The sequence below is a fragment of the Burkholderia sp. YHN3-13 genome (assembly GCF_055810675.1).
The window spans coordinates 33,009-59,557 of sequence record NZ_JBVVNQ010000025.1; the positions used below are offsets into that span (position 1 = coordinate 33,009).

Sequence of the window (26,549 nt, forward strand, 5' to 3'; positions counted from 1 at the left end):
TGTTATGAACGAGATCAACAAGCAGCAGCCGCGCAAGCGCCCTTACATCGGAAAGGGCCGTCGCAAGCAGAAAGGGGAGCTGTCGATGATCGAGGCCGCCGGCGTGATGGCGGCCGGCGCACTGATAGCACTGGTCGTCTACATGGGCTGGGGATTCGTGATGGACCGCCTTCATGCGATGCAGTTCAAGAGCGAAGCGCAGTACTTCCGGAGCGGCATTCAGGACGCGACTGCGAGCGAGATCGACTTCTCGTCCGTCACGATGCAGTCGCTTACGCAGGGGCGTGCATTCGATACGGCGGGTCGACGGCTGAATAAGACCTCGGGCGCGCTGACGGGGCTTTTCGGTGGGAGCGTCTCAGCAGCGCCTGCAACGGTGACGGCGACGAATGACGCGGTTGCCGTGACTTATCCGGTGCCGGCGACCGTCTGTGCGCTTTCGGCGGATGCGGTCTCTGCTACTTACACGATGGTCAAGGTGAACAACACGACGATTTCGAGTCCGACGACGGCCTATAGCTCGAACGCGGCGACCACGGCGTGCTCGTCCGCGGGCGCGACCGCCAGCATCGTGATGTACGCGACGAAGAGCAACTAAGGACCGACAGATGCTCAGCATTATTGAAGTCGTGGTCGTGCTGGTCGCTGCTGGGCTCATGACGTTGCAAGCCATCCAGCACGACGTCGAGACGCGCCGGCATGACGTGTTGAGCGTCGAAGGGAAGAACCAGGCGACGATCAACGCCGCGTTGTCGAACTGGGTGACGGACAAGTACGGCACGTTGGTGGCACAGATGGTCGGCGGGAAGTCCACGCCGATCACACCGCCGACGTTTGCAGAACTGCGCGCTGGTCAGTACCTGAAGGCGGACTATGCAGCAGGGCCGTTCTGGGGCGGGTCTTACATGATCCAGATGAGCGTCGGCCCAGACGACTGCGGAACCGGCACGACGTCGTGCAAGGTCAGCTACGTCTTCTATTCGTCGCAGCCGGTGACGAGACGCGGAAGCCCGGACGTGGCCGGCGCTGGGGTCGTGGCGCAAGCAGCAGGAACCGGATTCGGGTTCTCGACGAGTCAGAACCCGGCGACGATCAAGGGACTGAACGGGCAGTGGACCGCGACGAATCCGGTTCCCGGCGCGCCAGCTGGCATCGTGATGGCGACGAACGGACCGTCGTCGGATGGGAACGCCGTCTTTATCCGGCGCGACGGCTCACTGAAGTGGACGGGCAGTCAGGACGTCAACGGCGTCGATCTGCACAACGTCGGCAACATCGACGCCACCGGGACGATCGCAGCGCCGACGCTTGCTGCTTCGAACGTTGCGGTCAGCAACGCGGTACGAAGCCCTGGGACGCTGGCCGTGCAGAACGCGGATGGGTCAGCGCCGGCGCCGATTGCGACAGGCGACAGCACCGTAAATGGTCAGCTGCAGGTGACGCAGACCATCACACCGGGCGCGGTTGCAACGCCGCGCGCGTGGTGCCCGACAAATGGCGCGATAGCACAAAACAGCGATGGACGTGGGCAGATGCTGTCGTGTCAGGACCACGCCTGGTTACCGATTGGTGGGCCGGCGCTCCGGCACGGATACTTCATGGTCCAGAACGGCTGGGGCGTTCCAGCGCCGAGTTGTGCAACCGGAGGAACACCGCAAATCGTTTTCAGCCCGGTGAGCTTCTACGTGAATCCGACGGCGACTGTGAACGTTTCAGCCTCGGGCAGCGGCCCGTGGACAGTGTTTATTACAGACGGGAACGGCAATGGGATCGGCGGCAGCGCAGTCGTTGAAACGTATTGCTCGTACTGAGGGGAGAGGCAAGTGAAAAGTTGGAAGAAGTGGTGCTTGGCCGTGCTGCTGTCAATTGGGGCGAGCAGCGCATTTGCAGACGGTTCGTGCCAGTCTGGGTTCAGTCTTCGGTCGTATCCGTTCTACGACAAGGCCGGTTCGTATATCGGCATGCGGCAGGCTTGCGCGCCGATCCCGTGTACGCCGGGCTATCAGGATTCGACGTGCGCCGCGCCGTTGCGTAATGGGGCAATTCCACAACCCCAGTGCCAATCCGGCGCGGGTTGGACGATGGTGGCTGCGGCCGTATGGCAAGGATCGCGATGGTCTGAGCCACAGTGCAATTACGTTGCTCCCCCGGGGTGTCCGAATGGCTGGGGAACGGCGAGCCCGGCGACGTGGACCGGTACAAGCTGGACCGCGCCTGTTTGCACGGCCCCAGCGCAGGACCCTTCGACCCGAGACTGGGCGACGATTTGCAACGATGCGTCTCGGACCTATTCGGGCGGAAGGTTCAAGGTCACGTTTCAGGTGGGAGATTTCCACCAATACCAGTTTGGCACTGGCGTTGTGACAATGATAGGCAGCCACTGGGGTAGCGGGCCATACTACGTAAACGGTGACTACCAAGGGACGGATTACGAATTTCTTTGTGCCGTTCGAATCGACAACGGGACGATCTACCAATTCTACGCAACCCCGATCTCCGGATATCAAGGCGGATAAAAAAAGCGCCCATCATGGGCGCTTTTGTACTCGGTCGGCTTGAATAATCAGCCGACTACGTTACCGGTCGTAAAGCTAAAGTTCCGTGAGAAAGCGGTGCCGTTGCTCGTCCCGGTGATCGTCACGCTGTAAGAAGTGTTCGGCAGCAGCGGGGACGTCGGATAGGCGACGGCCTGGTACTTCCCAAGCAGCTTGTTCGGATCGCTGTCGGAATTGAGTACCTGGACAGCGATGGCGCCCGACGGCCCCGTAATCGAAGCGGATTGCAGAATGATCACGTCGGTGAGATTGCCCATCACGCTGATCGGGGTCCCCCAGCCCGTGTTCGATACGTTCGGCGGCATCGGGATTTCACGGGTTTCCTTGTATGGTACGCCCGTCACACCGTCGCACGGGAAGGTTGCCGGTGCGTTCGAGATGCTTTTACTTGCGACGTTCAAGATGCTCATGGACAACCAAGAGGTCGTGAACTGGGAGGTACCACTGCTGGCTTGCGTCTGGTACTCACCTACGCCGACCGTGTCGATCGGGAACGTTGCGACATCAGAGTGATATACGCCGCCCAAGAGCGAATAGACCGCTTGCTGACCATACTGCGTGTCGCTGAAACTGCCGGTGCCCGTCGCAACACCGACGCTCACACCGAGGCCGATGGCTCCTGCAGGGAATTTAGCGGCTGCAGCGCGGTCGACATACGTCGCACCAGTAAAGCCCTGATTCGCCGACACTTCCGAATCGGTTACCGCGCCGTTGAGACCCATGTACTTCGCATGATTCTGCGCCGCTTGGTCGAGAACAGTATTTTGCTTGAGCGCCGGGAAGCCACACTGGGTGCGGTACTGGTTCAGGAGATTCAGCGCTGCTAGCTGCGCGCTACCGGCCGCGTATTGAGTGCTGTCGACCGTACCGGGGACCGTCGTCGACGGGGTGCCGGGGTTGGACGGGTTCGGATTGTTGCCAGTCGAGCCGGTGTTCGTGCTGCCACCATCGCCACCGCCACCGCAGGCCGCGAGCGCGAGCAGCGATGCCGCCGCAAGTGCGGAAAGGCTGATGGTCGTGATCTTCTTCATTGTTGGTCCTCGTATTGTTGTCGGGTGCGCACCTTGCGAGCCCTTGAATCCATCCTACCGATGCGGCGGCGAAGTCAAGTTCGCGCGGCCGACGGCCCAGTTTTTGAAATGGCTTGGGCGAGCCAAAAAACGCCAATTCTAAATTACGGTTAGATTTCGTCAGACTTAATGGCGAATCGCCAAAAAAATTCCCGCCATCGGGCGGGAGTCAAGCCGTGCCGTCATTTGGACTTGCGGCGCTTCCAGTGAAATATCCGCAGGCAGATGAAGGCCACGCCCAGCAACGCGGTCGATTTGTACGGAATTGCCTTTGAGACGGCGGGGACGGCTGCCGCGCCGACGTATATGCAGGTGAGGGCGACCAGGACCTTACCGAACCACGGTTTGGCGAGCATTCCAAGCATCGGGGTAGGCTGATTCCCAACCCAATCGGGATAGGCCTCATTGATCTGCTCGAGTTCGAACGACTCCGCGCTTGTCACCCGCTGCGCCTGATAGAACCGTTCATAACGCTCAAATCGGCCGTCACCGCGGCCGTCCAGCCAGGCGGCGTTGCTTTCGGCGACCAGGTAGGCGAGGTCGTCCATGTGCCCTCTAGTGAACGCAGGCTGCTGCCCAGGGCAGCGCGGCTCGGACGTCGACGATGACTCGGCCGTCTGCCTCGGAGTAGTACTGCTCGGTTTCGGCGTCATACCAAGCGAACTGCGGTCGGCGATCGCCGTTGATCACGATCAGGCTCGCCGGCAGGTCCGGAAGGGCGTGCAGAGCCGCGCGCTCGTCGTTAGTCGGCATTGCGCGACCTCGCCTTCGTGCTCCGCCGCTTCGCGCCAAGCTGCCCGGTGCAGGCCGGGCAGTCAAAGCTATGGTGCATCTCAATCTTGGTATCGTTGTTGCTGACGATGTATTCCGTCCGGCAGGTCCGGCACGGTGCGATCGTGAGCCGGTTGTCGGCGGCCATCGCCCGCGTCAGGTTGCAGCCGCGGTCGACGGAGATCGCGTGCTGCCCGCCGAAGATTTGCTGGTAGACGTCGTTGGTTGCGATAAGCGCTTGCGGTGCGTTGGCGCCGGACGCGAGCGCCGCGCGGTACAGCCACGTGAAGATCGTGCCGTGCAGGCGATTGGTCGGCGTCTCGACAAACCAGTTGAGCGAGTTCGGCGTGTTGCCGCACGGTGAGCTGGTGCCGTGCATCTCGACATACCGTTGACGCATCGCGTTCTGATTCAGGCGAAACAGGCTGGCGGCCGTCGACGCGCGGCATCCATATGCCATCAGGGCATGTGCGTACGTCTCGTTCTTCTCGCGGGGCAAGCGCAGTTCGCTCCAGCCGGCCTTGCCGGGCGCACTGTTCATCCTGATCGGCGACGTCGCCATGATCTGGTGCGCCACCATCTCGTCGGTCAGATCGCTGGCGGTGAACTGATACCAGAACGTCGGAGTGTTGAAGCGCCAGCGAAACAGCGGTAGGCCATTCATTCGACCGAGTGCGATACGCAGCTTGTAGGTCGGGACGGACGCGAGGTAGGTAACCACTTCGGTCGTCACCCCTAGAAGGGGGGCGGCAAGTACGCTGAGGTGAATGACGCTCGTGACCAGATCAAGGAAGATCCGGTTGTGCTGTTCGACCGAGTACTTCGCGAGCGCGTCCAGCGGCGGAACCTTGCGAATAAGCTGGTCGACCGCGACGGTCGTGGGTGTGTCGTCGACGAAGCAGCGCCAGTCCTCGACCGACTCGAGGGTCGGCGCGACCATCAGGAAAGGCGTGCGCAGGAGGTTGCGCAGCGACTCTTCGTTATGTTTGACGTGGTCGATCTCTTTGCGTTCGACGGCGAGAATGTCGTTGAAATCGCCATTCATTTCGAGCAGCCACTTCATCTGATCGACGAGGTCGAAGTTTGTCACCTGGATGCGCTCGGCCAACCAGCTGGGTACGTACAGTCGCTCGATCGAACGGTAGGTCTCGCGCGAGTTTTTCTTGTCCATTTTTCTGAGTCTCTCTTCTACTGCACAACAATAAAGCGTGGCCCCGCGCAAAGTCAGACGCGTGCGGCCGCCGTGACCTCACCGTGGAATTTGCCGATCAGGTCACTGAAGGCCTGGAACAGCGGCTTGAAACGGGCCGGGTTACCGTCTGCCGTCGCGAGCAGCTGCGCGCTGTGATAGTCCTGAACGAAGGAACTGAAGGTATCGATCAATCCACGGATCCTCTTTTCGAGTACCTCGCTCGCTTCGATCGACGCGCGGTGCTCCTGTGCACGCGCCTCGAGCTCGGAAAGTTCCGCTTGAGCCTGCTCCAGCTTCGCGCTCGCGGCCTCGAACTCGGCCAGCTTGGCGTTCATCGCATCTTGCAGGGTCGTGTAGGCTTCCGGCAGCGTCGGCACCGGGACCTCAGTCTTCACCGGGTTTGCTTTGAGCTTGACGATTTCGGAAGTGAGCTTTTCGACTTCACGTTCCTTGGTCGCGATCGTGTGCTGCAGTGTGCTGACCTGTTTGCCAGTCGAGGCGAGCGAAACCTGAGTTTCCTGCGCTTTTTCTTTCTCCCTGGCTTGCTCCTGTCGCACGTTGATGAGTTCGGCCGACAGGCGCTCGATCTCTTTCTGCGCGTCGTCCAGCCGGCCGAGGGAAGCATGCAGCTGTGAAGTTGCCTCCTCGATGCTGTTGTCCTTTCCGGCGATCTGGTCTTCCAGCGTCGCGATGAGCTTTTTGACTTCGCTCTTCGTGAGCGTCGGGTCATCGCGCTTCGCTTCGATTACTTTCTCGATGATGTCGTCGCCGATGTGGTTGTGCACCAGCAGAGACATATCGCTGTACGTCAACATTTCGACCGCGCCGATGTTGCTCGAAAACTTGTTGTAGACACGGATGTACAGGCTGACCGACGACTTCGACTTCTGGAAAACCTTGGTGAGGAAGGAGTAGACCAGCTCGGCGGCCCGGTTCCTGACCTTCTGGTTGTCGCCTTGCGTGCTGACGAAATGGCCGATGACGGAGGCATGGATGTGAGCGAAGTTGCCCCCGATCCGCATGTGCTCCTGCAGGATCTTGCGAGTCGAGTGAGCGACTTCCTCGCTTTCCTGAATGATTGTTCTAATCAGACTGTCCGGCAGACCGGTGAACGTCTCGCGAGCGGCGGTGGTGAGTTCGAGTTGGTCCGGCACATGGGCGAACGTGGCTTTCAGTTCGAGATCGCCGTCCGCCGACGTGGCATTGTCGGGAACGGTAGGGTTGAAGTTCTCGTCGTCTTCAGGTTTCTTCGACGGCTTTTTGGACAAAGCACTCTCCAGTAGAGGATGGGCCTTCCCTGGCACGGGTTCGGCGGATTGCCGGATCGGGTGATGCCCGTCCGACGGAAATGAGACCTGGCGGCCTGCACCAGCTTACGCGGCGCTTTTCAATGCCAAGGAGCGAAAGCTGCACGAAACAATGTGTCTTTCGCCAAATGGCGCGCGTCGACTATCTGAAACGAGAAGTTACAGATTGTTAGAAAATGTAAACCGGTGGTCATATGTTTACGGATGAATCTCCGGCAACTTTATGGCGGTGAGCCGATAGCGCCGCTCCGGTCGGGTCGTCCACGCTCAGGCGGCGCACGACGCCCCACGCAGCCTGCACGTTGATGTTCGGATTTCCGGACTTCGCGTGTCGATCCCGTTGGGTACGCAACCAGTAGCCCAGATCGCGCAGCGTGACGAGGGCAAGCGGGAGGTCGGGGGATAGCGAGCAGTTGTCGTTCGCGAAGACGCCGAGACCCTGGACGTTCCAGACGGTCGGCAACGTGCCGCGGAGGAAGGCAACCTTCGCCCGGTTTTGGGCGATCGGCGATCGACGCTCCTCGAGCTTGCCGCTCGGCAGGTTGCACACGACCGCATCGGCGCTGCTTCCAGGTGTGATGGCGCCGGCCCAGTTCTTGGTCTCGATCACGAAGATGCCGAACGGCGTGAGGACGAGATGGTCGACTTCGGCGGTCGGAAACTCGGTGCCTGGCGCGTGAAGCAACAGCAGCGCAGTGGGATGGACGTAGAAGTCATTGCCGCAGAGCTGAGACAGGACGCGGCGCAACTCGCCCAGCACGCGCGCCTCGCCAGCATCGCCCGATGCCTGGCTGCGGGTAGCCGGGAGCGTCGATTGGCGACGGGGATGTGCCTTCGGGTAGTGCTTGGCCAGTACCCAGGCACTGGCGACAACGATGAGAATCCAGAACATTTGGATGCGCCTCGATTGATGAAGTGACGCACCCAGTTTGTCTGGGATTTTTCGAAGTCAAGTTCCGGAGAAAGCTATACGATTTTCTGGAGCATTCTCGGTTTTGCCCCACAACTGGTTGCGTTCGGACAATGCGGCCAAAGCTGCACACGATTGGTGAGCATTCCGCGTGCACCGCACGGTGGTGCGGCTTACCCTACCTCTATCACGCGTTTCCGACGCATCGACCTACCTGAGCCAACCGGCTCTGCCATTTCGCGGCTAGCCCGCGCCTTCCCTGCAATCGGCCCTGAGTGATTTCGTGCGCTGACCAATGAGGTCGCGGACGAAAGCGCTTCGCGCCGATTTCCTTGCTCGTCCCGAGCATCGAAACCACCGGGCGTTGTCCGGACATCCCCTTGTTCGATTTTCTCTGGAGAGAAACATGTTGAAGTCCCTGTTCAGCGGCGCATTCAAATCGCCTGTCAAGCTCGTCGCTCTGTGCTTCGCGGCCTACATCGCTGCGCACTCGATCATCGTTCTCGTTTTTTTGGCTATTGCTGCAGTTCACCACTTCAAGAGCAGCGCGAAGGTTGCCCCGCGTCAGTCGGATCGTGACACTGCGGATCGCCACGATGTTGACGAAAGTCCGCGGCACGCGAAGAGCGGCCCTGTCACGACGGCGAAAGCCGAAGCTCCGGCGCCGGCAGTCTCGCAACGTCAGTATGCGAAATCCGCTGTTGTCATCCCCATCAAGGCTTCGTCGATCCGGACGAATGCCCAACACCTGAAAACGGGCACGAAGTAAGCCGCCCCTGTCTGCCCGCGCGAAGCAATTCGCGCGAGCGCCCCCATCTCTCACCGGGAACCACGTTCCCGGTAAGGGGAATGAGGTGCCCGGTTGATATCCGGAGCACGCTCATGAAACCGCAAGTAGCTGGCTGGCAGCTCGACATGTTCGGCGGTGATTCGCCGATTCTCATCACTCCACCCAAACCCGATCCTTTGCCGGATCCCGATCGCTGGGAACCGCACGTGCGGGAAAAGCTCGCCGAGGCCGTGGTTTTCTTCGCCCTCGACAGCCGGCATAGCGACAACGTCCCGGAGGCGTTGATCGACTGCGCCGAAATGCTCCATCAACGGCTGTGCAACCGGCCGGTGGACAAGGTCGATTACTACGCGACCCTCGGCTGGATTATGGAGCTTTGGACGGGAGCGATTCCGTACTCGGTCGTCTGCGCACTCGGCCGTGTCCGACCGCGCGCGATGCAGGACGCGATCCGCGACGTTCCGTTGCTTAACTATGACTTCAACCGACTCAACCGCTGGTGCAGCGGTCAACTGTCGCTGGAGGCGCAATGGGCGGCGTAGCCATGTTCTTCACGCGCGTGCTCGCTCAAGCCTTCCCTGGCAGTCCGCGGGCATCGGCGTCGACGGCCGAGCAGCCCTCGTCGGCATGTGCCAGCGCGAAGCCTGTTGGCACTGGCGCCGAAAATGAGACGCTCGTGACAATCGCGGGAATCGTCCATTTGTTCATCGACGAGGGCGACTGTGTCGTCGAGTTCGTACCGGCATTCGATGAGGCACCTGGCGACACGATGTTCGGCACGAAGATCCTTCCGGCGCTCGCGCCGCACTGGGCGATGTTGCAGCAGCACCCGGCCTCGCTTAAGGACGCGATCGCGACAGCGATCCGCCGCACAAGCGTACCGGCCACTGGCGCTATGGGCATCCCATCACCAACCACAGCTTTGGAAGCTCGATCGGCACGCTCGTCGGAGGGCGCGGAAACGCCAGCCGACGTTGAGCGCGAAGTCGGTCGCCAGACGTCTGGGGGTGAATCGGGTGGGTTCCGTTCTTCACGTCGAGGTAGCGATGCCGAAACCGGCCGTTCCGCTCCGGTCGAAGGCCGGATTAACGGCTGGGGCGAAGAAACCTTCCCCGACCGTCGACCAGGCAAGTCTCAGAGTTATCGGTCGTTTGCCCTTCGCCTCCAGACGAGAGGGGGCGAACAGGTATTGCAGGGCGAAGGCCTGAAGGAAGCGATCAGCGAGTGTGGTTGCCGCGTTGGCGACCGCGTATCGGTCAAGCGCCTGCGCAAGATCAAGGTGCCGGCGTTCCACAAGGCAGACGGTTCACCTATTTACAAAGATGGCCAGCAAGTCATGTGGGACAAGTGGCTGTGGTCGATTACCAAGTGAAGGAGTTCTAGATGGCATCTGTTAACAAAGTGATCATCGTCGGCAACCTTGGCGCCGATCCGGAAGTGCGATACCTGCCCAGTGGCGACGCGGTCGCGAACGCTCGAGTGGCCACGACCGATCGCTACAAGGACAAGGCGAGCGGCGACTACAAGGAAATGACCGAGTGGCATCGCGTCTCGTTCTTCGGCCGATTGGCCGAGATAGCGAGCGAGTACCTGAAGAAGGGTAGCTCGATCTACGTCGAAGGCCGGATCCGCACCCGCAAATGGCAAGGCCAGGACGGGCAGGATCGTTACTCGACCGAGATCGTCGCGGACCAGATGCAGATGCTCGGCGGTCGTACTGGCGGCAGTCGCGGTGACGGCGGTGGCCATGGTGGCGATAACGAGTTCGAGCAGGGTACGCGTCGTCATGCGAGCGCCCCGGCCTCGCGCCAGCCGTCCGGTCAGCCGCCGGCAAGCGCCGCGGCACGTCCGCAACACTCGGCGCCCCCGCCGGCTCAGACCCAGTCGTATGGAGGCGGCGGTGGATTCGCTGACATGGATGACGACATTCCGTTCGACTTTTGGTACCCGCGGAAAGCGTGGGCTGCCATCTGATCCCGGAAAAGCTCACCATTCTGCTAGTCGCTCCCGTTTTCTCTCACCTATAGCGTGCGACGTGCCTTCGGGCACGTCACACGCCGTATTCCTTCCCTCCCACATTTCCCTGTTCCGCTGACGTTGCTGAACCAAGCCGACGCGCCCGCGCGCGGCTTCGTTGAGCAAGCGTTTCTGCGCCTGTCTCAGGCATCGAACAACCCGCAGTCCAACTGGAGAGATCCGTGAACGTGAAGTGTTTTTGCCTTTCGTCCCGCTCTGGGCTCTCCATGACGCGTCGATTCGACGTGCCGTTGGAGTCCGCGGCGGTAGGAAGGTTTGTTGATCCATCTGTGCTGGCTATCCGACCGGTGGCGAATGCACGCGTTTTCGCCGTTGTGCGAACGGAGGACGAATCATGGGAGAGCTGAAGAAGCTGAATCTCGCGGCCATAGACTGGCCCAGTGTTTTTCCGCATTACATCGACAGTCGATTTTTGAACGGAAAAGGGCGTTGGTGGGCGTGCCCGCTTTGCGATGGGGAAGAGACCTTCCGGCTCTATCCAGCCGAGAAAGACCCCCGCGGTGGTTGGCATTGTGCGCGCTGCCTGAAAGGCGGTACCGGCGTACAGCTGATTCACGAGGTGACCGGGAAACCGTATCGAGAGATCTACTACGAGCTCGGAACCGGCAACTACAACGGTGGTATTCCGGTCGCGGTGGTCCGCAAGGCAAAGCCGGTCCCGGTCCGGCCTGAAAAAAGCGACGAGCAGAAGTGTCGTGAAATGCAGGCCGCGTGGGACGGCGCCGCTCCGGTGTCGGTTGATTCGCCCGCCTGGACATACCTATCGAAGCGCATTCCTGGGCTACGGCTCGAGTGGATCGGACGCGACGTGCGCTGCCACCCAGGCTTGGAGTACGTCGACGCCTTCGGCAAGAAGCGGGGGAAGTTTCCCGTGATGCTTCAGCGCGCGCGATCGCAAGCCGGGAAGCCGCGGCGTGTCCATCGCACCTACCTCACGGCCGACGGCGAGAAGGTTCCATTTCTCACGAAGAACGGGAAGCCTCGAGCGAAGCTGGAGATGAGCGCGCCGGCCGGCAGTTTCGGTTCGTCGGTGCGGCTCAACACGACGCGCTCTCGCACGCTAGCGCTGGTGGAGGGCGCCGAGACTGGTTTTGCGGTCGTCGCGCGATACGAGAATCGCATCGAGGTCCGCTGCCTGCTGAATTGCGGTGGCCTGGAGCATGCCGATATCAACTGGAACGACTACGACCACGTGATCATCTACGCGGATCGAGACAAGGTGGATCACCGGCGCGGATTCAGGCCGGGTGAACACCATGCGCAGCTTCTTGCTGAACGAATTCGTGCGCACGGCAAGCGCGTTTCGATCGTGAAGTCGGTGGTCGAGGGCGTGGATTTCTGTGACGTGTGGAAGTTGCAGTACCAACGGCGCGCGCAACAGCGTGACCATGTGCGCGCTAGGCAACTGGCGCGTGAGGAAACGCGGAAAAGGAACCTGACGCGGATCCGTACCAGTGGAATGTGCGCAGCAATGTGACTTTGGCGCCGGCAGTAGCCGGCATTCTTTTCATTCTTACCCGGTGGGGATACGTCCCCTCCGGGCCGTATTGCGCCGGGCGACATCACGAGGTGAATGATGGGCTCGTTTCGACTGGTGCTGGATGAGTTTGAAGTGATCGAGGTGCCGCCCAAGGTGGCCTCAGAGGGGGCAGCGGACTTTTCCGAAGGTCCTCGCTTCGACGTGATCGACCGGCTGCTCGAAGGCGACGATCGCTACATCCTCCGGGATGAAGCGTTCCAGCCGGCGGTCGATTTTTGCATGGCGTGGCTCGAAGAAAAAGAGAAGAGCCGAGCGCACTAAACCTGAAGACAAGCGACTTCCCTCGGGAAGTCGCTTTTTTTTGCTCAGTCGCCCACGATAACCAGGACGAGAAGGAGGATGAGCCTGAATACTCGCCACGCCCCGGCGGCCCAAAACGTGCCGATCGCGCCAACAAGAAGAAACAAACGGGCGATGTCGCCCGCGCCGTGGTTGTGCATGAAGGCGCCAGCCACGAAGATCAGCGAATAAACCAAGACCAGAACGAGGCGACGCAGGACAAACGGAAGGGCCCGGAATCCACGGATGACCGTGGACGCGGTGCTGGCGACGGAGTTCATTGCTCGTCCTTGGCATTGGCCATATGGGCGTGCCATGCCTCGACGCAGTATTCGGCAGCAATCGCGGCCGCCGCGATCGCCAGCCAAAAGTAGGGGGATGCGAGCTTGTGAATCAGTTCACCGTTGCGAATCCACTCGATCAGTTCCAGCATCTTCTTCTCCTTATCTATCGGTGCAAGACGTGGCACACGTTTTGAACACCTACCTCGTACAGCAATTCTCTCAGGTCTATACAAAAAGCAAGCCACGAAAAAGCCGACCGATGGGCTGTCACGCCCATACCCCGAGCTGATCGTGAAGCGAGTCAGCGAAGCCGGCGCCGTCAAGACTCCCATCGCCAACGCTGAGTACCTGAAATGCGTCGCTCTCGTCGGCGCCAGTCGCGCGCGCTTGCGTAGCCCGGGGTGATGCGGGCGCGACGAGCGGCGCGGCCACTGCAGGCGTTACGACGAGCGCCTGCCCGGTCAGTTCGTGACGAAGCGCTGATTCGGCCAACGCCTTGAGGACGGCGGCCCGGCGACGGGCAGACGGACACGCGCTCAACCGCTCGAACAGCAGCGGCGAAACGAGCTCGTTGATCGTGATTGTCATCTCGATCTTGTCGCTCATGCCCCCTCCTTACCGGCGTTCGCGAGCGACGTTCGATTCCCCGACCAGCAGGAACCCACGAACGTTCGCGAGGCACGGCGCATCGATGACTTCAATCCGCACGCGCGGAAACGCCCGCCGGAGGATGGCCGCATAGAGGGCTGCGCCGCCGCCGGACAGGATGATCGAACGTACGTTCGCCAGGCGGCCGACGTTATTCTGGATTTCCTTCACGACACCCGAGATCAGAGGCTGTGCCTGCTCGAGATAGGGGGCGAGGTCGATGTTGGTGCCGAAGAAGTAGAACGGCGTCTGCTCGCGCAGCGCTTTGTCGATCCGCTCGATGTCCTCGACCGCGTCGCCTTGGTCGCGTGCGATCAGCTGGGCGATCCGCTGATAGATCTGCGATGCGCCGCCCGGCATACCGCCGCTCCGCTTGTCGTCCATCGTGAAGCCGCTCGCGTAGACCCAATCGGTCGTGAAGTAGCCAACGTCGATGACGAGATGCTCGACGTCCCGCCCGAAGCCGCCTTGCCGGTTGCTGGACGCGAGGACAAGCGAGCCGAGCGGCTGCGGGATGACCATGACCTTGTCGATCGTCACGCGACCCGCGCCGAAATCCAGTTCACCGGTGAAGCGCTCCTTGAGTTCGGCCGCGTACTTCTTCATGTTGTGGACGGGCAGGCCGAGCACCAGGCGTTCGATCTGCGAAACGCCGGAGAAGTGGATAGCACCAAAGAGCAGAGCGGCGTAGTTGTCCGAGAGCACGTAGTCGTCGGCCAACGCGCGCCCGGTGTTGCCGTAGGCAGCGGTGAGCGAGACATCCGGCCCGACCTCGTACTCGACCTGGTCGATCACGATGGTAGCGACCTTGCGTGCGGTCAGGACACCCTCGCCGTACCCGGCGATGGAGCGGCTGGCCGCAAGCGGCGCAAGGGAAGGGAACATGCTGGCGGCGACGGAGCCGTTCGCAGCACGGTGAGCGTATTTCGTGTTGCCGTAGCCGACGTCGATTGCGAAGACTGCAGTTTTCAAGGGCGACTCCTTTGGTCAATGATTCATGGAAGGCAGATGCAACGTCGAACCTGGAGCCGAACTTCGATACAGCCACAGCACCAAAGTCCCAGATAAAGTCGGACATTGAAAACGGGCCGCTATCGAAGTCGGACATAAAGTGGGAGATTGCAACGGCGAGCCCTTGAATCTCCCGGATAAAGTCCGAGATTGCGTGATTCAGTCTATCGAGCGGTACGCAAAGTCAAGTTTTGGAAAGCGGCGCTCTTCCCGCCAGCTTTCGCGCGGCTGAGCGTGACAAAACCGCCTATTCTGGGCATCACCTACCGCGTCATCGACGCATCGAAACCGAGCGCCAAGCGCTCACACCCCTCCTTCCGGCCCGCTTTGGGCCTCCAACGCAGTGAAATGTCCGGGCCGCACATTGACGCGGCCTTTTTCTGAAGCAAATCAAGTACACAGTGGTCCACCTTGAGGACCCCTGGACAGTGCGATATCCATACGATCGGCGGCGGTTTGCCGCAATGGGACGCAATGAGGACATGTGGACACCGGACACCGGACAGTCCACGCAACCTCGATTGCGTCTACGCGCGCCCTTTCAGCGAACGAGCTGGGTGCGTTCAGGAAGCCCGATACACCGCGGCGGACATGAACGTGCTTGGGGGCGGGGGAAGTCTTGCGAACCGGAGAGACCGGCGTCGCGATTCCCTGATTGGAAGAACGAACGGTAGGCGCAGCCGTAACCCAAATGCGCAACAGGAATTGCCCGGCACGTAGCCCGGCGCCGGCGACCGCGAGGTTCGTCGACGCCGAGACGCGCAAGCGTCAGGCTGGCAGGGTAGCCACGAAGCTGGACTGGGCGGAGGCAATCCGCGCAGCGCGTCCGACAAGCGGGCGCGAAATGATCGGTGACGGTTTGCGCGAAGCGCGGGCCGCGCCGGTCATGGCAGCAGGATGGACGGTCGGAACGCATGTACTTCCCATGCGTCGGGCTGATCGGATGGAATCGCTAAAGGACGGGAAGCAGCAAGACCGCGCCGGCGGATACCGGCGGAGCCATACGCGCGAGCGAGGGCGAGAGAAGTAGCCGTTGTCGCATCAGGTAGGGACGCGCAACGGACGGTAAAGGTGAACGTCTATGGGGGCGCCGCGAGCGCTCCAGACCGACCAGCACCGATTGATGTGGGGAGCGTTTGCGCGAAGCGATGGACGCCGGCGGATTACGGATCGATCGCGTTAGCGGGATCGGCCGCGCACCGCTGCGCAGCGCAAAGCGGTTCTTGACCGAACGGCCGCGCATCGTACGATGGATTCGCGAATGGCGTCTGTGTCGGTCCTTGCGATCGTGGTGGACGATTTCGCGAAGCGCGATTGGCCGGCTGCCGCCGCGGCGAAAAGCGGGGCGCTTAGACGATCGATCGAAGATAGGAAATGGCGGGTGAATTCCGCCAGGTGTAAGCGGCATTGACCGCAAGGAGTACAAGGATGGCTGCGATCCTCAACGTTCGGGCTGTTGTGGGCCGCTATCGACTGTCGCCCGAGTTTCGCGACGCGTTGCTGGTGCTGTTCGATCAGCATGTCGCCGAGATTCACAGCACGACCCGGATCAGCAAACGATCACTGTCGATCAAGACGCAGGAATACCGGGCGACGGCGATCTGCAAGGCCTTCGTCGAATTGCGCGAGGGTGGTTTCGCGCTGCAAACGCCGTGGTCGCTGAAGACCAAGCACGTCGAGTACCTCGTTGACCGTTGGGTCAAGGATCAGCAGTCGGGCGGCACGATCGAGAACAAGCTCACCTACTTGCGAGCGCTTGCACAGTGGCTTGGCAAGGTGAACCTCGTCGGCACGCTCGGCGACTACGTCGATCGCCGAGAGGCGGGCCTCGAGCGCAGCTACGTGGCGACCGCGGATAAGTCGTGGGTGGCGAACGGGGTTGACGCGGTCGCGAAGATCGCAGAGATCGCGCAGACATGTCCGTACACCGCCGTGCAGCTCAAACTGCAGGCAGCGTTCGGGCTGCGTGTCGAGGAGAGCTTCATGCTGCGCCCGGTAGACGCGGTTCGGGATCCGCATATGCTTGCGGTGACTCGCGGAACGAAGGGCGGGCGGCCGCGCGAGGTACCGATCGAGAAGAAGATCGCGATCCTGGAGGAAGCGGCGCGCTTGAGCAACAGCGTTACGGGATCGACGATTCCCGTCGGCCGAACGCTGAAGCAGTGGCGAGACTGGTACTACTACGTGCTCGCCAAGCATGGCGTAACCAAAAGCGGCATCGGCGTGACGAGCCACGGCCTGCGTCACGAGTATCTGCAGGCGCTCTATGAACAGGTGGCCGAGGTGCCGGCGCCGATCAAGGGTTCGGCGGCACGTCCTGATCCTGCCGCACATGAGGATGCCAAGCGCCGGGTCGTCGAAGCCGCCGGCCACAGCCGTCCGTCGAAGGCAAACGCATATCTGTCGACGTTCGCCCGGCAGACCGAGCTGAAGAAACCGTTACCGAGCGACGCGGAAGCGAAGGCTGCGCTTGAGGCGGCTGCCGGCAACAAGAGCCGCGCTGCGGCGGCGCTCGGGATTTCGAGGCAGGCGCTGTATCGATTGCTTGCATCGCCATCGCCACGCCAGTGACGGTCGCCGCGGGTTGCTGCCGAGATCATCGTCGTGCTCGTGCGATGCGTACGAGGTCCGAGCGATAAACGCGGCGGATCGAAATGCGGGTTGGGCAACAGGGAGCGCCGTCTTGTCGAGGCTGGCGTTAGGAGGGGGCGTCGGAGAATGAGGCGAGAAATAGCCGGTGTAACGCCTGCTGGAGGGAAGGCGGGCTCGGTAACATAACCTTGTCTCTCAGGTTCTGGCACAGGCCCTCGGAAATCGCTAGAACCATCGTTAAGCCGGCGCAAGCCGGCTTTTTTTTATTCAATGCGCGCGCCGTCGAACATTGCGAACGACTGCGTCGAGTATTGGCTTGATGTGCTGTGCAAGCTTCGGGTGCGCATGGAGGAATCGCGCGAGCGGTGGCGATACCCGGTAGTACGTTCGGATCGCCCATCGGCCCGGCTTCGTGGTCCGGAGGACGTTGTCTCGGAATCCACGGAGAGCAAGGACCTCTGGTGCGTCGTAGTCGCCATAGACCGCGGACGCGATGAAGCACATGCCGAACCGTTTGAAGGTGGCTGCGCAGTACGGACATACCGAGCGCTCCGGCCGGCCTCGATGCGTGATGATCCGCGGGACCATCTTCTTTTTACATGCTATGCATTCGACGCGATCATCGCGATGTTGCGAGGCGGGTGCTCGCGATTGCCTCTCGACGATCCGCACTTTGGCCGCGCGCGGACCTCGGTTGTTTGAAGTCGCGTCGAACTCGACAATATCGCCGTCGCGTGGCGCTTCGGCCCCGATGACGTCGCTGACGTGAAAGAAATAGTCGGTGGCTGCTTCCCCGTGGATAAAGCCGTGGCCCTTATCCTTCGAGAACCACTTTATGGTTCCTCGCATGGTTCTGATTTTGTAGTTGGTTGGTCGAGTTCGTAATGATATCCGTCCGGCGCTTGGTCGCCCGACGTGTTGTGTCGTGCACCGCTACCACCGATCTCGGTCGGGCATGGCGTCTACCGCGATCGCGATCCTATCTTCAAACAGAAAATCTCGGTGCTCGTTCGGCGAGTGGATTTTCGGAAACTGGACATAGTCCTGGCCGTCGACCTCGATCCACTTCGCCAGCTGGACCAGTTTTCGATATCGTGAGGCGTCTTCCAGCACCGGTGCGATCGGCCACGTGTCGAAGGTGACGACAGTAGCATCGACGAGGCGCTGCGCCAGCATCTTGAAGATCGGACCGATCTCGTCCCAGTCTCCTTCTGCTCGGGACAACAGGTCGAGAACCAGCTGCGCGTCGCAGGCGCCGAGCTCTCTCTCGATTAGGTTTCGAAGGTCTTCAGCCGTTACCTTCGGTCGACTCAAGCGCCGGTTCCATGTTTCGGCACATCGGTCTTTCGCGGCCGCTTCGTCATCGCCGATCGCTTCCCACTGCGTCGACATGCCGCAATCAGTGCAGTAGATGCAGACCAGAGGCTCGGTCCGAGGCGCCTCAGGGGGGCGTGCTTGTACGTCACCGATGCGTGGTGGGCCGCCGAAGCGGCCGAACTGGCTAAAGTCGAATAGGCGGTTGTCGTCGCCATCAACGAGTCGTTGCGATCGGCCGACGGTCGGCCGGCCGCCACAGTGCTCACATGGATAGAGCTGTTCGATCATTTGTCGGAAGGTTGTAAGTTTCTCGTCGCCGGCATTATTGCTGGTTTTGCAGGTCGGCAATACCGAGAAAAGCGCGAATACTCTTTCCGGTAACTCTTTACCCGTCGAATTAATAGCGTGAAGCCCGCAGTTCCGCAACGCGAATAAGGGACAGGAGCGAGTCGGTGGACGTGTCGCATGTGTCGCTTGATTCGGAGGCTGCGACGACGATCTGGCCGGAATCGGTAGGAAATACTCGTTGCGCGGATTGAAGATCCTCGACGAACCAGAAATGCCATGCCCGCGCGTAGTGCCACCAGGTGCCGGCGCGATCCAGTTCGTCCCAGGACGCTCGGAACTCGAGGATCGCTCCGAAGCTCGTAGAGACCGCGCACCGCAGGCCGCGAGCGTCGGTCACCGCGACCGCGAGCTGGCGGCCGCCGGAGAACGAGTCGGGTTGGCGACATGCCATTGAGAGGGCAGGAAACTGCGCACTCCACTGGTCGGTGCGGGAGACCGCGCGATGGAGAAACAGCGACTTACCGTGCATAGGAGGCATCCAGGTTGAGAAGATGCCTTCATCTTGCCGGCGGCGCGGCGAAGTCAAGGCCTGGTGCTTCGTCGGGCGATGGGGGGGAACCGGAGATCGGCCAGCTGAGACCTGTCGATATCCCACTCCACGGCTTGGATTCCGCGCGATGTGCGAAGACGTTGCTTTTCCCGCTTGCGCGTCTCGTACTCGGCCACGCCATTCATCCCGTAGACCTCAATGTGGGTTGGCTCCGCGGTGTCCGTTAGAACGAAGTCCGGCAGCATGTCGGCGCCTTCGTTGAGCCGAATAGGCTTGTCGAAGGCCCGGCCTTCGGCAACGAGCCGATTTGCCATAGCGACTTCGTGGATGGAATCGCATGTGATGTACGTGGACGAGCAAAGCATCGCTGCGAGCTCGACTACAACGTGATGCCCCTTCGGGGTACGCTCGATCACGAGAATCGCGACAACTCGGGCGCTCCCGTCGCCGAGGGCGCGCATCGCGTGGCCGTATCGCTTCTCGGCGAGCGCGATCAGCTCGGTATTGCAGTAGTACCGCTTTGCGCTCTGTCGCAATGTGATCGAGCGCCCGTAAGGGGTCACGCCAATTTCTGAGATCTCGCCGATGACCAGGCCGCGATGGTTCGTGCCGTCGCGCTGGACAACGCGTGCGAGAAAAGCATCGAACTCGGCGTTGATGGCGGTGCGATCTGCTTCCTGGAACCTGCGCATGACGTGCAGAACCTGCTCGGCGGGCTCGCCGTTGATCAACGCGTCGCTGATCTCGGCGAGAACACGCGCATTGCAGACGCCCCAGTTCCGCGCGCGGTCAACACCGGACCAGCGATTGAGCCCAGCAACTTGCCAGAGCGTCTGCAGGAAGCCGAGGAGGGGCGCCGAGCGGCGCGAGGTAGTCGGTGCGCCAACTTGTCGCGGTCCCTTTGACACTGCACCGACGGTGCGCTGCGTGAGCGCGACGTCGAGTTTCGCTCGCAAGCCAGCTGCGGTGGCCACGAAGCCCGGCAGGGCCTTCCCGGATTCGTTGCTCCCGTCACTCGGATCCTTGTGGAACGAACAAGACAGGCGGTCGTGCAACGGTCCCTCGTCCGGCCACCCGGCAAGATGGAACAGGCACCCGTATCGGCGGATCTGGAGGCGCAGCGGAGCGGTAGTGCCGCGGCAAAGGCACTGCGCGTAGCCCGGGTTGATCTTCGCACGCTCGAGTTGACGGACAAAGGCGGCTGGGTTTTCCTGGACGTCGTCGAGTGGGATGGCGATTCCCGAGAACGAGACCTTGACAGGCGATTTTTCGGTCGTCATCGGGCGCTCCGATCAAATGCCCCTGAGGTCTCGACGGTTTTGCCGTACCGGGCGAGCAACCGGTCGGCTCCGGGCGTCGAATCCGTCGCGGCTCGTGCAGCCTCGCGCTGCTCGGTGATGCGCAGGTCGATCTCGGTCAGAGTCGCGAGGGTGACGTTGCCACGGGCCACATACTCTGCTGCAACTTCGACCTTCGACCAGTCGGGAATCGACTCGCTATCAGCGATAGCGCCGAGCATTCGATCAGTGAGCGTGCCGCGGTAGATCGCTGTCCGGTTCGCGGCACGTAACGCGAAGGAAAATAAGATGAGCCCGGCTAGAATTAGCGCTATCGAACTCGTGTTGTTTCGACCTGCCGCGGAGAGGACGATCAGCGACACCATGCCGACGCAGGTGACGATCATTCCCGTGATCTGAGCGGTGCGTGCCGATGAGTTATGTTCAAGTTGACGAGCGAGTTGGCGGAGCGTCGTGGCGTCTTCTGGTGAACAGGAGTTCGAGGTCGTCATGCTTGGGCTATATCCATTCGTTGATGGGGGGATGCGAGAGCCGCGGCGGGATGTACACCGTTCCGGTGTCCTTGTCGATCAGCAGCCATTGCCCGTTGGCGAGCCGTGTCACGTGGCAGTGTGGGTGGCGCATCTCCATGATTCGCGTTGAGCGGCCGCGCTCGTAGCGCCGAATGGTGGCCATGACGAGACGGACGGTACTGGCGGCCGCAAAAAGCAGCCCGGCTGCTGCCAGTATCGCGAGGCATGGCCAGGCCGAGCCGCGGCCGAGCTGGGTGATCAGTCCGGTGGCGATGGAAGCCGGCGCCGATAAGGTCGAAGAGAACACGATCGAAAATTGAAGCGTACGGTTTCAGCTAGCCAGTCGCCGGCGAAGCGCGGCGCGATCGTGCCCGAAGAGCCCGAGCCCGATCGCGAGTCCTCCGGCAACAGTCACGACGATCGCATAGAACACCCAGAGGCGTTCACCAAGATCCCGAGCCAGTGCCGCGATCGGACGCTGCTCGATTCCTTTCGACTGGCAGATCGGAGAAGCCGGAAGCGCATGGTTGGGAACTTTGTCCTGGCATACCTGGATCGAAAGCGAACCGGGCTGCGCGGGTGGGTTATTCGCAGTCTGCGCGGCGAACTCCAAAATTTCTCGTGGGATCGTCTGAAACGAGAAGTTGCTGTACAGCGCGAGAGCGGCGCAAAGACTCACGCTCGGACACACGAAGAAAATGTAGAAGGCCCACTTCCCAACGAACAGGATGTAGCTGGCGAGATGGCGGGCGCGGTCCAAAGGTACGCGCATGGGTTGGTTGGTCATTTTGCAGGTGCCCAATTGGTTCGACAGGGAGCGGCGGATGCGCCCACCTCAACCATGCAGCCGGCGGCCACCGGAGATGGCTGAAAAAGCGCACCATTTTTCTGGAGCTTTCTTCCAAAGCTCCCTCAACCGGTTGCAACTACCCCTGTTGCCTAGAAATTGAGCATCTGGTCGACGGCTCCGGCCCTACGGGATCTGCGCTCGTTTTCCACAAGGTTGTCCAACGCTTTTGGGGAAAACTCGCCCGCGGCAACAGAGACGAAAGCAGTACGCAAACAGTCGTCATTTCCACGTTGTGGCCCGAAATGATGCGGCTACGATCATCGTGCACACCGCGTCTTCGACGCATCGACAAGCAGCCACCTCGCGTGGCACCAAACCTTCCTACACAACCCGGTCGGGGCATCCCCGGTCAGGGCGGTGCTCCGTTTTCTACTGGTGGAGCACATCATGTACAACGCTTTGATCGAGCAGTTCAAGTCGGCGCAGGCGACTGCGGCCGATGCCTATCGCGCAGTCGCGGCGGCAGAAATCGCCTTGTTTCCCGGGTTCGAAGATTACGAGCGTGCCACACGCTCGCGACATGAGTTCAAGGTCGAGCGAGAGTTGACGAAGTTCTGTGTCAGCCTTTCAGAAGTGGTAGTGCGAGTCGCGCAGCGCGAAGTGGCGCCCCCCGGCACGCGTATCGAGATCGACCGACGTGCCGAGTTGGAAGCGGCAGGCATCGATATCGGCGAAGCCATCGAATCCGGCGCAACGCCGGATTTGGACGCATTCTGGTCGCATCTCAAGCAAAAGTTCGCAGGAGATGCCGGCGCATCGATCGCGTATCAGCAGGCCGCCAAGGCGATTATCGACGGGCTTTGGCTGAAGCCGACGACAGAGATGAAGCGAACAAACAGCGGCATTGTGATCGAGGCGTCTGTTGCAAGCGAAGCGTCCTTCAGCAGCGGCGGGTGGCGTCGGGTTAGCTACTACTCGCAAAGCCAGGTTGCAGCCCTGGTGAAGGGCCTTACGACGTTCGCGGTGAAGTCAGGGTGTGCGGCACTCGCAGGCGAGTTGAAGGGTTGCCGCCTCGTGAGTGACGAGTATCGCTCGCGAGACAAGGAGAGCTTCACCGGTCTGGAAATCGTGCGCTACAACGACAAGTGGCAATTCAAGTTCGCGCACGCCGTCGGCGACGCACTGTCGATCTTCATCAGTGAGTTTGGGGCCGAGCATCTCGCATCGCGCGGATAGTACGGCACCTCCTACCTTCTTCCTTCGGCCCGCCTTGGCGGGCCGTTTCTATTTCTATCGAGAGATGCTCATGCAAATCGCGTTTGATTTCGAAGTAAGCGACTGGTACGCCCCGTTGCGAGCAATGCGAAGCCTCGGTTCGCTGGATGCTGGCGTGGCACACCACGGGGAGTTGGCCGCGGCACGACGGCGTCACCTCGGGCAGTTTTTCACGCCGGACGCAGTTGCCAAGTACATGTGGGGATTCGTCGAGCGCTTCAATCCGAAGCGCAAGGTACACGTTCTCGACAACTCAATCGGTTCCGGCCGGTTGCTTCAGTTCTGCGATCCCGAGCGGCATTCGATCTACGGTGTCGACGTGCACGATCCTGCGGTGGCGGCATGTCAGTCAGTATTCGAGGAGGCGGGCTTCAAGGTGTCGATTCGTCGAGCCGGGATGGAAGAAATTCGACCATCCGGGTTTGACGTTGCGATGATCAATCCGCCGTTCTCTCTGCACCTCGAGTCGCCGCACCTGTATCCGTTCGAGTGTACGACGATCGGAAGATATGGCCCGAACACCAGTGCGTCGTCCCATGACTATGCCCTGGCCCAGGCGCTAAATGCCGCCAATGTGGTCGTTGCCTTGTTACCGGCGACGATGGCCGAGGCAATCGCGGGCGCAACCCTCGGTAAGCCGCACCACTATTACGGTGCGGCGAAAAGATTGGCCGGCTACTTCGAGCTACCGGACGACGCTTTCCAGTTGGAAGGAGCAAACGTTCGCACCGCGGTCCTTGTGTTCGATCGATATCGAACGCGTCCGGGTGATTTCGTCCGCGCGGCGGCTGACCTCGGGCGACCGGCACCGCTTCTAAGCCTACATTGGGAGGAGCGCTCGTTCGACCGGCCACGGCTGCGGTTGCAGACGCTCGACGACTCCGTGCCTGCAATCACACGACCGGTAACGGGAGACGCCCGCGTTGTCGTCGCGCATGACGGTCGTTGGATCCGACTGCGCTTCAAGTGCGGATTCATTGAGGCGATGGTGCTGAATGCCATCTACGAGCATCGCATTTTCTCGACGGATGGGCATCGGTTGCCACGTGGGTTCCGATATGCGGGGCAGGGGCTGCTCGACCTGGAGGTGTATCTGGTGCAGGACGTTCCGCAAGCCGCCTTCGAGAGGCTGCTCGAACGTATCCGAGGCGCAGGCGGGGACCCCAGCGTCGCGCCCGGCCTGCGCGAGCACCTGGCCGTGCGGTCCCGGCGATCACTGCGTCAGCAGACGCCGTTGCGGCACGTCGTGTATACGGCGGGAGCTGGATCGGCGGCGTCGATGGTTGGCAGGGCGCGTGCGACGCATAAAGTCGATGACCGGATGTGGGCGAGTCCGCTCATCAAGGCCGGAGACGAAGTGGCGTTCGAGCGGGAAGACGACGGCGCGTATGGGTACGTATTGAAGGGCACCAAGTACCGCCTCGCGCTCGACGAGTTGAACGCACGATTTGTGGTTGAAAACGTCGCTCAGGGGTGGGAGGTCGTCCACGAAGGGTTAGCGGCGCGCTTTCCTGATCACGCCGCGGCGCTTCGCGCTCGCGTCAGTGCACTCGGGATTCCCACGTGGTTGGACTGGGAATTCCAGGTCGACGATTTGATCGAGACGCTGATGAAGCCGTCTGGATGTGTGATCGCTTGGGAGCAGGGCTGCGGCAAGTCGCGGCTCGCGCTAGCGCTTATTCTGGCGGCGGGCGTCAAGCATGGGCTGATTGTTGTAGAGGCACGCCTGGTTTCGGAGCTGTTAGCCGAGGCTGCACTGACGCCGATCGGTATGGACGAAATCAAGGTTATCGAGTCGCCCGCCGATCTGGACGATCTGCGCCGCTTCAACCTGATCTCGTACGAGCGCTTGCGCATGGTGGTCGATCCGTCGCAGTCGAGACGGGCGACGTATGCGCACCGCCTGCGGCGTCGAATTGGCCTGCTGGTCGCCGACGAAGGGGAGCGTCTTGCGAACCCGACAAGCGACCAAAGCCGCGCGCTGTGGCGACTGTCGGCACGCCGGCGGTACGTGCTGACGGGAAGCCCAATTCCGAATTACCCGCGAGACGCGTTCGGCCTGATCGCATTTGCAGGTGGTGACGGGACCGCTGCTCAACCATACGGGTATCGTCGCGGCTATCTCGAACAGAACTGGCTCCAGTCGGTCGAGTACGCCGACCGTGGCATAGATCGATTCCGAGACGACTTCGTCGTAACTGAGTGGGTCACGTGGCAATTCGCGGAGAGCCTGCAGGATGGGGCGAAGCGCGAAGTTCCGAAAATCGGAAACCTGTCGCTCTACCGGGCGATGCTCGCGCCACACCTCAAGCGTCGCTTGGTGTGCGAGCCGGACGTCGCGAAATACATCAAGATCGAGGTGCCCGAAGTTCACGTTCACACCGTGGACTGGGAACCGGACCATCTCGCGATGTACCTGCGCGCGGCCGACGACTTCGCATCTTGGTACCGAGATCGCCAGAAGGACGGCGTGTCGTGCAATCTGGTGACGATCCTCGCGAGAATGCGGGCGGTGCACTTCGCCGCAAACTATCCGCAGTACGGGATGGAGGGTATAGAGCGCCGCAGTGGGCTGACCAGCAAACAGCGCGCGGTGATCGACCGGATGCGGGAGATTGCAGCCGAAGGCAAGCAGGCGATCGTTTTCGCCGAAAACCCCGGCGTGCTGAATCTGATCGCCCGCGAGCTCGACGTTAGCAGGATCGACACGGTGCTGTTCCATGGCGGCGTCCCGATAGCCAAGCGGGTGAAGGCAAAGGACCAACGGTTCCTCACCGGACTCGCAACTGGCCTGCTTTCAACCAAGGAGTCGGGTCGGGCAGGCTATAACCTCCCGAACGCGGACTATGTCTTGTTCTACGACCGGTCGTGGACCTGGCGTGCGGAGTACCAGGCGATGCGGCGGGCCTTGCGGTGGAATCGCAAGGGACGGTTGAGTGTCGAGTACTTCCACTTGCCCGGGAGCATTGATGTCTATCAGGACCAGATGGTCGCGCACAAGCGTGACGCGATGCAGGCAGGTCTGGACTGGGCGACACCGGAGCTCGAAGACGAGGCGTTTCTGCACATGGACACCTTGTTGGATGCGTTCGTCGAAGACATTGCACGGCTTCACGGTGAAAAGACGTACGACATGCGTAAATTGTTGAAGGAGGCAGCGTAATGAAAGCAGAACGGAGCGTCACCGTTTCGATTGGTGACGGTGTGGTGACGATCAAGCGGGATGGGTCGAGCACCGCAACCGTTGCGGGTGTTCTCGGGAGGGTAATGAAGGACGGCGCGGAAGTGGTGTGCCTCGATCGTCTGGTTCACCAACCGTACGAAACCGAGTTTGTTGGATGGATGGTCAGCGGCGCTGTCACGACGTTGCTCAGTCGCTCCGTCAATGGAGAAGGTGCAGCGTAGCGTTCAGTGGACGCCCCAGTTCCCTTGCTCAGGCCCGATCATTTGATCGGGCTTTTTTTTCGACCGCCGCGGGTATCGCGCTGCGCAACCGGTGAAAGCTGGCTCGTTCTTTCGGGCTTTCCGCTGAG

29 protein-coding genes are annotated in these 26,549 nt (G+C 61.2%); 12 read left to right on the plus strand and 17 right to left on the minus strand.

What is annotated here, in order from left to right:
• The first annotated feature begins 4 nt into the window (after positions 1–4).
• Both AC0KUR_RS33960 and AC0KUR_RS33965 read left to right on the plus strand, forming a co-directional pair.
• Entirely contained in the window at positions 5–598 is a 594-nt protein-coding gene (locus AC0KUR_RS33960; protein ID WP_226158761.1) for a type 4 pilus major pilin, read from the plus strand.
• Positions 599–608: 10 nt separating this feature from the next.
• Positions 609–1,811, plus strand: coding sequence for a hypothetical protein (locus AC0KUR_RS33965; protein ID WP_473377080.1), 1,203 nt, complete (start codon positions 609–611; stop codon positions 1,809–1,811).
• 752 nt (positions 1,812–2,563) lie between these two features.
• Here the strand turns inward: AC0KUR_RS33965 and AC0KUR_RS33970 are convergent.
• The 6 genes from AC0KUR_RS33970 to AC0KUR_RS33995 form a co-directional block, all read right to left on the minus strand.
• Positions 2,564–3,586, minus strand: coding sequence for a CAP domain-containing protein (locus AC0KUR_RS33970; protein WP_473377081.1), 1,023 nt, complete (start codon positions 3,584–3,586; stop codon positions 2,564–2,566).
• 221 nt (positions 3,587–3,807) lie between these two features.
• Positions 3,808–4,173 carry a hypothetical protein gene (locus AC0KUR_RS33975; protein ID WP_473377082.1) on the minus strand — a complete coding sequence of 122 codons (366 nt, stop codon included), beginning with the start codon at positions 4,171–4,173 and terminating at the stop codon, positions 3,808–3,810.
• Positions 4,174–4,180: 7 nt separating this feature from the next.
• Positions 4,181–4,378 (minus strand): hypothetical protein, encoded by a 198-nt coding sequence (locus tag AC0KUR_RS33980; RefSeq protein ID WP_473377083.1) that lies wholly within the window; start codon positions 4,376–4,378, stop codon positions 4,181–4,183.
• Positions 4,368–5,567 (minus strand): FlhC family transcriptional regulator, encoded by a 1,200-nt coding sequence (locus AC0KUR_RS33985; protein WP_473377084.1) that lies wholly within the window; start codon positions 5,565–5,567, stop codon positions 4,368–4,370. The genes AC0KUR_RS33980 and AC0KUR_RS33985 overlap by 11 nt, the downstream gene beginning before the upstream one ends.
• A gap of 53 nt (positions 5,568–5,620) precedes the next feature.
• On the minus strand, positions 5,621–6,856 hold the full coding sequence (locus tag AC0KUR_RS33990) for a zinc ribbon domain-containing protein (RefSeq protein ID WP_473377085.1): 1,236 nt from the start codon (positions 6,854–6,856) through the stop codon (positions 5,621–5,623).
• Between the two features lie 229 nt (positions 6,857–7,085).
• The gene (locus AC0KUR_RS33995; RefSeq protein WP_473377086.1) at positions 7,086–7,787 is read right to left on the minus strand and encodes a nuclease-related domain-containing protein; all 702 of its coding nucleotides are present in this window, start codon (positions 7,785–7,787) and stop codon (positions 7,086–7,088) included.
• Positions 7,788–8,211: 424 nt separating this feature from the next.
• Between AC0KUR_RS33995 and AC0KUR_RS34000 the strand changes: the two genes are divergently transcribed.
• The 6 genes from AC0KUR_RS34000 (at position 8,212) to AC0KUR_RS34025 (ending at position 12,433) form a co-directional block, all read left to right on the plus strand.
• Entirely contained in the window at positions 8,212–8,574 is a 363-nt protein-coding gene (locus tag AC0KUR_RS34000) for a hypothetical protein (RefSeq protein ID WP_473377087.1), read from the plus strand.
• Positions 8,575–8,687: 113 nt separating this feature from the next.
• Positions 8,688–9,137 (plus strand): hypothetical protein, encoded by a 450-nt coding sequence (locus AC0KUR_RS34005; RefSeq protein ID WP_226158752.1) that lies wholly within the window; start codon positions 8,688–8,690, stop codon positions 9,135–9,137.
• Positions 9,125–9,967: a hypothetical protein gene (locus AC0KUR_RS34010; RefSeq protein WP_473377088.1), complete on the plus strand. Its 843-nt coding sequence runs from the start codon at positions 9,125–9,127 to the stop codon at positions 9,965–9,967. Before AC0KUR_RS34005 ends, AC0KUR_RS34010 begins: the two co-directional genes overlap by 13 nt.
• An 11-nt stretch (positions 9,968–9,978) precedes the next feature.
• Positions 9,979–10,569: a single-stranded DNA-binding protein gene (locus AC0KUR_RS34015; RefSeq protein WP_473377089.1), complete on the plus strand. Its 591-nt coding sequence runs from the start codon at positions 9,979–9,981 to the stop codon at positions 10,567–10,569.
• A 397-nt stretch (positions 10,570–10,966) separates the two neighbouring features.
• A complete protein-coding gene (locus AC0KUR_RS34020) occupies positions 10,967–12,109 on the plus strand; it encodes a DUF7146 domain-containing protein (RefSeq protein ID WP_473377090.1) in 1,143 nt (380 codons plus the stop codon).
• A 96-nt stretch (positions 12,110–12,205) separates the two neighbouring features.
• On the plus strand, positions 12,206–12,433 hold the full coding sequence (locus AC0KUR_RS34025; protein ID WP_226158749.1) for a hypothetical protein: 228 nt from the start codon (positions 12,206–12,208) through the stop codon (positions 12,431–12,433).
• A gap of 44 nt (positions 12,434–12,477) precedes the next feature.
• Here AC0KUR_RS34025 and AC0KUR_RS34030 read toward each other — a convergent pair whose 3' ends face one another.
• The 4 genes from AC0KUR_RS34030 to AC0KUR_RS34045 form a co-directional block, all read right to left on the minus strand.
• On the minus strand, positions 12,478–12,732 hold the full coding sequence (locus AC0KUR_RS34030) for a hypothetical protein (RefSeq protein ID WP_473377091.1): 255 nt from the start codon (positions 12,730–12,732) through the stop codon (positions 12,478–12,480).
• Positions 12,729–12,884 carry a hypothetical protein gene (locus tag AC0KUR_RS34035; RefSeq protein WP_172441916.1) on the minus strand — a complete coding sequence of 52 codons (156 nt, stop codon included), beginning with the start codon at positions 12,882–12,884 and terminating at the stop codon, positions 12,729–12,731. Before AC0KUR_RS34035 ends, AC0KUR_RS34030 begins: the two co-directional genes overlap by 4 nt.
• Positions 12,885–13,002: 118 nt before the next feature.
• A complete protein-coding gene (locus AC0KUR_RS34040; RefSeq protein WP_473377092.1) occupies positions 13,003–13,341 on the minus strand; it encodes a hypothetical protein in 339 nt (112 codons plus the stop codon).
• Between the two features lie 9 nt (positions 13,342–13,350).
• The gene (locus AC0KUR_RS34045; RefSeq protein ID WP_473377093.1) at positions 13,351–14,355 is read right to left on the minus strand and encodes a PRTRC system protein D; all 1,005 of its coding nucleotides are present in this window, start codon (positions 14,353–14,355) and stop codon (positions 13,351–13,353) included.
• Between the two features lie 1,467 nt (positions 14,356–15,822).
• Here AC0KUR_RS34045 and AC0KUR_RS34050 point away from each other — a divergent pair.
• On the plus strand, positions 15,823–16,965 hold the full coding sequence (locus tag AC0KUR_RS34050; RefSeq protein WP_473377094.1) for an integrase domain-containing protein: 1,143 nt from the start codon (positions 15,823–15,825) through the stop codon (positions 16,963–16,965).
• Between the two features lie 288 nt (positions 16,966–17,253).
• Here AC0KUR_RS34050 and AC0KUR_RS34055 read toward each other — a convergent pair whose 3' ends face one another.
• From AC0KUR_RS34055 to AC0KUR_RS34085, 7 genes are all read right to left on the minus strand, one after another.
• Positions 17,254–17,835 (minus strand): cold shock domain-containing protein, encoded by a 582-nt coding sequence (locus tag AC0KUR_RS34055; RefSeq protein WP_473377095.1) that lies wholly within the window; start codon positions 17,833–17,835, stop codon positions 17,254–17,256.
• A gap of 84 nt (positions 17,836–17,919) precedes the next feature.
• Positions 17,920–18,591, minus strand: coding sequence for a Lar family restriction alleviation protein (locus tag AC0KUR_RS34060; protein WP_473377096.1), 672 nt, complete (start codon positions 18,589–18,591; stop codon positions 17,920–17,922).
• Positions 18,592–18,700: 109 nt separating this feature from the next.
• The gene (locus tag AC0KUR_RS34065; protein ID WP_473377097.1) at positions 18,701–19,120 is read right to left on the minus strand and encodes a hypothetical protein; all 420 of its coding nucleotides are present in this window, start codon (positions 19,118–19,120) and stop codon (positions 18,701–18,703) included.
• 53 nt (positions 19,121–19,173) lie between these two features.
• The gene (locus AC0KUR_RS34070; RefSeq protein ID WP_473377098.1) at positions 19,174–20,421 is read right to left on the minus strand and encodes a DUF1173 family protein; all 1,248 of its coding nucleotides are present in this window, start codon (positions 20,419–20,421) and stop codon (positions 19,174–19,176) included.
• Positions 20,418–20,930, minus strand: a complete 513-nt coding sequence (locus AC0KUR_RS34075; RefSeq protein WP_473377099.1) for a hypothetical protein — start codon at positions 20,928–20,930, stop codon at positions 20,418–20,420. The genes AC0KUR_RS34070 and AC0KUR_RS34075 overlap by 4 nt, the downstream gene beginning before the upstream one ends.
• A 7-nt stretch (positions 20,931–20,937) precedes the next feature.
• Positions 20,938–21,258 (minus strand): hypothetical protein, encoded by a 321-nt coding sequence (locus AC0KUR_RS34080; RefSeq protein ID WP_473377100.1) that lies wholly within the window; start codon positions 21,256–21,258, stop codon positions 20,938–20,940.
• Between the two features lie 24 nt (positions 21,259–21,282).
• Entirely contained in the window at positions 21,283–21,738 is a 456-nt protein-coding gene (locus tag AC0KUR_RS34085; RefSeq protein ID WP_473377101.1) for a hypothetical protein, read from the minus strand.
• Between the two features lie 450 nt (positions 21,739–22,188).
• On the opposite strand from AC0KUR_RS34085, the gene AC0KUR_RS34090 reads away from it, so the two are divergent.
• The 3 genes from AC0KUR_RS34090 to AC0KUR_RS34100 all read left to right on the plus strand — a co-directional run bounded on the left by AC0KUR_RS34090 (position 22,189) and on the right by AC0KUR_RS34100 (position 26,421).
• Positions 22,189–22,977: a hypothetical protein gene (locus AC0KUR_RS34090; RefSeq protein ID WP_473377102.1), complete on the plus strand. Its 789-nt coding sequence runs from the start codon at positions 22,189–22,191 to the stop codon at positions 22,975–22,977.
• Between the two features lie 70 nt (positions 22,978–23,047).
• Positions 23,048–26,179 (plus strand): SNF2-related protein, encoded by a 3,132-nt coding sequence (locus AC0KUR_RS34095; protein WP_473377103.1) that lies wholly within the window; start codon positions 23,048–23,050, stop codon positions 26,177–26,179.
• Positions 26,179–26,421 (plus strand): hypothetical protein, encoded by a 243-nt coding sequence (locus AC0KUR_RS34100; protein ID WP_006757283.1) that lies wholly within the window; start codon positions 26,179–26,181, stop codon positions 26,419–26,421. The genes AC0KUR_RS34095 and AC0KUR_RS34100 overlap by 1 nt, the downstream gene beginning before the upstream one ends.
• The last annotated feature ends 128 nt before the right edge of the window (positions 26,422–26,549 follow it).

Excerpts from the sequence above, each read along its gene's own strand:
- AC0KUR_RS34050 (WP_473377094.1), top strand. The coding sequence starts at position 15,823 with ATGGCTGCGATCCTCAACGTTCGGGCTGTTGTGGGCCGCTATCGACTG.
- AC0KUR_RS34020 (WP_473377090.1), top strand. The coding sequence starts at position 10,967 with ATGGGAGAGCTGAAGAAGCTGAATCTCGCGGCCATAGACTGGCCCAGT.
- AC0KUR_RS34060 (WP_473377096.1), bottom strand. The coding sequence starts at position 18,591 with ATGATCGAACAGCTCTATCCATGTGAGCACTGTGGCGGCCGGCCGACC.
- AC0KUR_RS34025 (WP_226158749.1), top strand. The coding sequence starts at position 12,206 with ATGATGGGCTCGTTTCGACTGGTGCTGGATGAGTTTGAAGTGATCGAG.
- AC0KUR_RS33985 (WP_473377084.1), bottom strand. The coding sequence starts at position 5,567 with ATGGACAAGAAAAACTCGCGCGAGACCTACCGTTCGATCGAGCGACTG.
- AC0KUR_RS33965 (WP_473377080.1), top strand. The coding sequence starts at position 609 with ATGCTCAGCATTATTGAAGTCGTGGTCGTGCTGGTCGCTGCTGGGCTC.
- AC0KUR_RS34070 (WP_473377098.1), bottom strand. The coding sequence starts at position 20,421 with ATGACGACCGAAAAATCGCCTGTCAAGGTCTCGTTCTCGGGAATCGCC.
- AC0KUR_RS33980 (WP_473377083.1), bottom strand. The coding sequence starts at position 4,378 with ATGCCGACTAACGACGAGCGCGCGGCTCTGCACGCCCTTCCGGACCTG.
- AC0KUR_RS34085 (WP_473377101.1), bottom strand. The coding sequence starts at position 21,738 with ATGACCAACCAACCCATGCGCGTACCTTTGGACCGCGCCCGCCATCTC.
- AC0KUR_RS33995 (WP_473377086.1), bottom strand. The coding sequence starts at position 7,787 with ATGTTCTGGATTCTCATCGTTGTCGCCAGTGCCTGGGTACTGGCCAAG.
- AC0KUR_RS34030 (WP_473377091.1), bottom strand. The coding sequence starts at position 12,732 with ATGAACTCCGTCGCCAGCACCGCGTCCACGGTCATCCGTGGATTCCGG.
- AC0KUR_RS33975 (WP_473377082.1), bottom strand. The coding sequence starts at position 4,173 with ATGGACGACCTCGCCTACCTGGTCGCCGAAAGCAACGCCGCCTGGCTG.
- AC0KUR_RS34065 (WP_473377097.1), bottom strand. The coding sequence starts at position 19,120 with ATGCACGGTAAGTCGCTGTTTCTCCATCGCGCGGTCTCCCGCACCGAC.
- AC0KUR_RS34095 (WP_473377103.1), top strand. The coding sequence starts at position 23,048 with ATGCAAATCGCGTTTGATTTCGAAGTAAGCGACTGGTACGCCCCGTTG.
- AC0KUR_RS34005 (WP_226158752.1), top strand. The coding sequence starts at position 8,688 with ATGAAACCGCAAGTAGCTGGCTGGCAGCTCGACATGTTCGGCGGTGAT.
- AC0KUR_RS34000 (WP_473377087.1), top strand. The coding sequence starts at position 8,212 with ATGTTGAAGTCCCTGTTCAGCGGCGCATTCAAATCGCCTGTCAAGCTC.
- AC0KUR_RS34100 (WP_006757283.1), top strand. The coding sequence starts at position 26,179 with ATGAAAGCAGAACGGAGCGTCACCGTTTCGATTGGTGACGGTGTGGTG.
- AC0KUR_RS34010 (WP_473377088.1), top strand. The coding sequence starts at position 9,125 with ATGGGCGGCGTAGCCATGTTCTTCACGCGCGTGCTCGCTCAAGCCTTC.
- AC0KUR_RS34055 (WP_473377095.1), bottom strand. The coding sequence starts at position 17,835 with ATGCGAGGAACCATAAAGTGGTTCTCGAAGGATAAGGGCCACGGCTTT.
- AC0KUR_RS34090 (WP_473377102.1), top strand. The coding sequence starts at position 22,189 with ATGTACAACGCTTTGATCGAGCAGTTCAAGTCGGCGCAGGCGACTGCG.
- AC0KUR_RS34040 (WP_473377092.1), bottom strand. The coding sequence starts at position 13,341 with ATGAGCGACAAGATCGAGATGACAATCACGATCAACGAGCTCGTTTCG.
- AC0KUR_RS33960 (WP_226158761.1), top strand. The coding sequence starts at position 5 with ATGAACGAGATCAACAAGCAGCAGCCGCGCAAGCGCCCTTACATCGGA.
- AC0KUR_RS34015 (WP_473377089.1), top strand. The coding sequence starts at position 9,979 with ATGGCATCTGTTAACAAAGTGATCATCGTCGGCAACCTTGGCGCCGAT.
- AC0KUR_RS34035 (WP_172441916.1), bottom strand. The coding sequence starts at position 12,884 with ATGCTGGAACTGATCGAGTGGATTCGCAACGGTGAACTGATTCACAAG.
- AC0KUR_RS33970 (WP_473377081.1), bottom strand. The coding sequence starts at position 3,586 with ATGAAGAAGATCACGACCATCAGCCTTTCCGCACTTGCGGCGGCATCG.
- AC0KUR_RS34075 (WP_473377099.1), bottom strand. The coding sequence starts at position 20,930 with ATGACGACCTCGAACTCCTGTTCACCAGAAGACGCCACGACGCTCCGC.